Origin of the sequence: Streptomyces acidicola, from assembly GCF_009377235.1 — a bacterium.
Classification (GTDB): Bacteria; Actinomycetota; Actinomycetes; order Streptomycetales; family Streptomycetaceae; genus Streptomyces; species Streptomyces acidicola.
On the sequence record NZ_VMNX01000393.1, the window covers coordinates 1 to 5,436 of the forward strand.

Here is a 5,436-nt window from a genome sequence, read left to right on the forward strand (position 1 = left end):
ATCAAACTCTCCGTGAATGCTTCCGGGATATCCCGGCAACACATCACGAGAGCGGAACCAAGGAGAGGAATAGTCCCCTCGGTTCACAGCGTCCTCGCTGTGTTTGTATTTCAAAGGAACCTCGCCCCGGTCATGACGACCGGAGACGGGGTATCAACATATCTGGCGTTGACTTTTGGCACGCTGTTGAGTTCTCAAGGAACGGACGCTTCCTTTGTACTCACCCGAGAGACTCTCTCGCGGCTTTCCTCCGGGCGCTTCCCTTCGGTGTTTCCGACTCTATCAGATCTTTTTCCGATCCGATTTCCTCGGCGCTTTCCAGGTCAGACGCTTTCGCGCTTCCCTTTCCGGCGGTTCCGACTTTATCAGAAGTTTTGGACCGGACTGACCGGCGTTCATTTCTGAATCATCGGGAGAGGCTTCGTCGAAATCGATGTGTCGAGGCTTCGAGAAGCAGATAGATACGCATCATCGCCACCGGGGTGAGTCCCCCTCTAGGCAACTGTTCAAATCTACCTCCCCACCGCACCCGTGTCAACGGGTCCTGCGAGGCGAGAACGAGAGTAACAGCTCGCCGGACGCGCCTGCACATCGGCGGTGGGCCTACGAGCCTGCCGGGCGCACCTACTGCTGTCAGGCGGCCGTCGGGAGGGCTGCGCTCCGTTCGGGTTCGGCGAGGTCACCCATGTCCCCGGCCCGCGCGGCGCGGCCGCCCAGCACGTAGACGTATGCGAGGAAGGCCAGTTCCGCAGCGATGCCGATGCCGATGCGGGCCCAGGTGGGAAGGCCGGAGGGGGTGACGAAGCCTTCGATGGCACCGGAGACGAAGAGGACCAGGGCCAGGCCCAAGGCCATGCCCAGGGCGGCGCGGCCTTCCTCGGCGAGGGCCGTTCGGCGAGTCCGGGGACCAGGATCGATGAGGGTCCAGCCGAGGCGCAGGCCTGTTCCAGCGGCCACGAAGACGGCGGTCAGTTCCAGGAGGCCGTGCGGGAGGACGAGGCCGAGGAAGACATCGAGGCGGCCGGCCGAGGACATCAGGCCGATGCCCACGCCCAGGTTGAGCATGTTCAGGAAGAGGATCCAGAGCACCGGCAGGCCGAGGAAGACGCCCAGGACAAGGCACATGGCGGCCGCCTGGGCGTTGTTCGTCCACACCTGGGCCGCGAAGGACGTGGCGGGGTGGCTGGAGTAGTACGTCTCGTACTCGCCTCCGGGGCGAGTGAGCTCTCGCAGTTGGTCGGGGGCTGCGATCGTGGACTGGATCTCCGGGTGCGTACCGATCCACCACCCCAGGACGGCCGCTACGGCGGTGGACAGGAGTGCCGTGAGTACCCACCAGTGGCGGGAGCGGTAGACCGCGGCGGGGAAGCCGTGGGCGAGGAACCGGGTGACATCGCGCCAGGAGGCGCGCCGGGTGCCTGTCACGGCACTGCGCGCGCGTGCCACCAGTTGGCTGAGACGCCCGGTGAGCTGGGGGTCCGGGGCGCTGGACTGGATCACTGAGAGGTGAGTGGCCGTGCGCTGGTAGAGGGCGACCAGTTCGTCGACCTCGGCGCCGCTGAGGCGCCGCTGGTTCCGGAGCAGTGCGTCGAGGCGGTCCCACTCGGCGCGATGAGCGGACACGAAGACGTCGAGGTCCATCCGGTTTGCTGCTCCTCGTCCTGTCGTATCTGCGTGTCAGCTTGTCGTACTGGGGCGCGATGTGTCCTCAGCTTGGCAGACTGGCGGTTCTCGGGGCAGGTCAGGGGAAGGAACAAGTAAGTGACTGAGCTAGTGACGGGCGAGGCGGTGGCGCTGGAGCTGCGCCCCGCGAAGCTGCCGAGCCGGGCTCTGGCCGTGTTGCTCGACCTGATCGTCGCCTTCATCGGCTACATCGTCGTGACCATGGCGCTGGTCCTTGCGACCGCGAGTCTGGATGAGGCGGCGCAGACAGCGATATCGATCGCTGCCTTCTTGCTGGTGCTGGTGGGTGGGCCGATCGCCGTGGAGACACTCAGCCACGGACGTTCGCTGGGGAAGCTGGCGTTCGGGCTGCGAGTGGTGCGGGACGACGGTGGGCCGATCCGTTTTCGGCACGCGTTGGTGCGTGGCGCGGTCGGCGTGGTCGAGATTCTGATGACGCTGGGGGTCATCGCGTGCATCGCCTCGCTGGTGTCGGCACGCGGGCGACGGCTCGGTGACGTGTTTGCGGGAACGCTGGTCGTACGGGAGAGGGTGCCGGCCGGGCGTGCGCAGTTCGTGCCCCCGCCGCCGCACTGGCTGGCGGGGCGGTTCTCCGAGCTCGATCTCTCGGCGGTCCCGGATGGGCTGTGGCTGGCCGTGCGGCAGTACCTGACGCGGATGCAGCAGCTTGATCCGCAGGTCGGTCAGGCAATGGCGGAACGGCTTGCCTTCGATCTCGCCGCGGTCACGGGGTCTCCGGCGCCGCAGGGTGTTCCGGCGGCCGCTTACCTGGCGGCCGTGGTGCAGGAACGGCAGGCGCGGGAGGCCCAGCGGGCGTTCGGGGGTGGGGCGGCTGTCGGCATGGGCCCGTTCGGTCCCGTGCCGGGGCCGTCTGTCGGAGCCCCGGGCTGGGGCGGACCCGTTGTGGCCCCGAGTGCGCCGCCCCTGGCAGCAGGCGGGCCCGAGGCACAGCCCCCCACCCCGTTGCCGCAGTCCCCGGCACCGCTGCCCGCCGAACCCGGGCAGTCCCAGGCCGGCACAACCGAGCAGACCGACCGTCCGGTCACTGGATTCGTGCCGCCTGCGTGAGGTGGGGCGCCGGGCGCGGCGCCATTCGGACGCCAATCACGCAACGTCCTGCGTCCTGCGTCCTGCGTCCTGCGTCCTGCGTCCTGCGTCCTGCGTCCTGCGTCCTGCGTCCTGCGTCCTGCGTCAGCTGAACACCGACGGCGGTGATTCGAGGTGCTCCAGCTCGATTCCGGGGCCCGTCAGGACCACGTCGCCGGCGATGTGGACGGTGTGCTGCTCGCCTGTGTCCAGGGCTGTGACCTGGTATTCGTCCACGGTCAGGGGGCCGTTGTCAGTGGCGTGTGCTTCTCTTGCGATCAAGGCCCAGGACTGGTCGACGGTGCGCGGGGCGAGGACCGGGTCCGTGAAGGCGACGAGGCGTACGCGGGTTGCGGGCGCGGAGGGGGTGAGGCGCAGGAGACGAACGGTGGCGATGAGGAACGCGGGGGAGGTGCCGGTGAAGGCATGGGCGCGGACATTGCCTTCGGTGGCATGCGTACCGGTCGGGTCGGTGCGGACCCAGGTGACGCCGTCGAGGGCGGCGCCGCGGACCTGCCAGCTCGCGGCGTGGACTTCGAGACGGATGGGGCGGCCGAGGTCGTCGAGGGCGAGGTCGACGGAGCCGACGTGGTCGCCGGAGGGGGTGGTGACTTGGGAGACATAGCGCCAGCCGGAGGGGCCGGGCGCGCACTGGAAGTGTTCTTCGGCGAGGAGGGAGTGGTCGTGCGGATCGTGGAGCGAATAGCGGCCGCGGGGCATGGGGGTCCTGGAGCTTGAGGGGCTGCTGGTCCGGGCGTCCTGGCGGGCGCTGGTCCGGCCGGCACGGGCAGGCCCCCGGCACGGGGGTGCGGGGGCCTGCCCGGGACCTGCTGTCCGAGTGAGCGCGTCAGTGCACGGGCGCGCTCAACAGCAGTGGCGACTCGGTAGCCGTAACGGCCCGGGGCGGTACCGGCCAGTGACGGTACCGGTCAGTAGCGGTAGTGGTCCGGCTTGTACGGGCCCTCGACCTCGACCCCGATGTACGCGGCCTGCTCCGGACGCAGCGTCGTGAGCTTCACGCCGAGGGCGTCGAGGTGGAGGCGAGCGACCTTCTCGTCGAGGTGCTTGGGCAGCGTGTAGACGCCGGTCGGGTACGCGTCGGGCTTGGTGAACAGCTCGATCTGGGCCAGGGTCTGGTCCGCGAAGGAGTTGGACATCACGAACGACGGGTGACCGGTGGCGTTGCCCAGGTTCAGCAGGCGGCCCTCCGACAGGACGATGAGCACCTTGCCGTCGGGGAAGGTCCACGTGTGGACCTGCGGCTTGACCTCGTCCTTGACGATGCCCGGGACCTTGGCGAGACCGGCCATGTCGATCTCGTTGTCGAAGTGGCCGATGTTGCCGACGATCGCCTGGTGCTTCATCTTGGCCATGTCCGAGGCCATGATGATGTCCTTGTTGCCGGTCGTGGTGATGAAGATGTCGGCCTTGTCGATGACCTCGTCGAGGGTCGTGACCTGGTAGCCGTCCATCGCGGCCTGCAGGGCGCAGATCGGGTCGATCTCGGTGACGATGACGCGGGCACCCTGTCCGCGCAGGGACTCCGCGCAGCCCTTGCCCACGTCGCCGTAGCCGCAGACGACCGCGGTCTTACCGCCGATCAGGACGTCGGTGGCACGGTTGATGCCGTCGATCAGGGAGTGACGGCAGCCGTACTTGTTGTCGAACTTCGACTTGGTGACGGCGTCGTTCACGTTGATCGCCGGGAACAGGAGGACACCGTCGCGCTGCATCTCGTACAGGCGGTGGACGCCGGTCGTGGTCTCCTCGGTCACGCCGCGGATCTCGGAGGCCAGCTGGGTCCACTTCTGCGAGCCGTCCGTGATGGTGCGGTGCAGGAGTTCGAGGATGACGCGGTGCTCGTCGGACTCGGCGGTGTCGACGGACGGAACCTTGCCGTCCTTCTCGTACTCGACACCCTTGTGGACGAGGAGGGTGGCGTCACCGCCGTCGTCGAGGATCATGTTCGGGCCGCCGGTGGGCGAGTCGGGCCAGGTCAGCGCCTGCTCCGTGCACCACCAGTACTCCTGAAGCGTCTCGCCCTTCCAGGCGAAAACCGGGACGCCCTGCGGGTCGTCCGCCGTGCCGTTCGGGCCGACTGCGATCGCGGCGGCGGCGTGGTCCTGGGTGGAGAAGATGTTGCAGGACGCCCAGCGGACCTGGGCGCCCAGGGCGACCAGGGTCTCGATGAGGACCGCGGTCTGGACGGTCATGTGCAGGGAGCCGGTGACGCGGGCGCCGGCCAGCGGCTGGGCCTCGGCGTACTCCTTGCGGATCGCCATCAGGCCGGGCATCTCGTGCTCGGCGAGGGTGATCTCCTTGCGGCCGAACTCGGCCAGGGAGAGGTCGGCGACCTTGAAGTCCTGTCGCTTGTCGACAGTCGTCATTGCGAGCTGCTCCTCGATGTCGGGGCGAGGGTGGGTACGGCTGGTCTGCGCGGCGGCGGAGACAGGGGTGTCCGAAGAGGACACAGGCATGCCCGCGTGCGCGCAGCGCAGTCCGTCGGAGGCCCTCTCTCCCTCGGCCGGTCCGCGGTGGGACCGCCCGACCGCCATCAGCAGCGACGTCTGGCTCCGTCCCAAGCTACACGGTCGGCCCTGCTGTCCCCAGTCCGCCTCCGTAGTCCGCCTCCGCGCAGATCCGGTCAAGGGCGGGCGGTTCGGGGGG

General features: G+C 68.4%; 4 protein-coding genes. 1 reads left to right on the forward strand and 3 read right to left on the reverse strand.

The window, feature by feature from the left end; genetic code table 11:
- Positions 1-633: 633 nt before the first annotated feature.
- Positions 634-1,641, reverse strand: coding sequence for a stage II sporulation protein M (locus FPZ41_RS44540; protein ID WP_152870394.1), 1,008 nt, complete (start codon positions 1,639-1,641; stop codon positions 634-636).
- Between the two features lie 120 nt (positions 1,642-1,761).
- Here FPZ41_RS44540 and FPZ41_RS44545 point away from each other — a divergent pair, with 120 nt between their 5' ends.
- Entirely contained in the window at positions 1,762-2,751 is a 990-nt protein-coding gene (locus tag FPZ41_RS44545; protein WP_322621525.1) for an RDD family protein, read from the forward strand.
- 123 nt (positions 2,752-2,874) lie between these two features.
- Here FPZ41_RS44545 and FPZ41_RS44550 read toward each other — a convergent pair whose 3' ends face one another.
- Positions 2,875-3,489, reverse strand: a complete 615-nt coding sequence (locus FPZ41_RS44550) for a hypothetical protein (RefSeq protein ID WP_152870397.1) — start codon at positions 3,487-3,489, stop codon at positions 2,875-2,877.
- Positions 3,490-3,698: 209 nt separating this feature from the next.
- Positions 3,699-5,156, reverse strand: a complete 1,458-nt coding sequence (gene ahcY / locus FPZ41_RS44555; RefSeq protein ID WP_152870399.1) for an adenosylhomocysteinase — start codon at positions 5,154-5,156, stop codon at positions 3,699-3,701.
- Between the last annotated feature and the right edge of the window lie 280 nt (positions 5,157-5,436).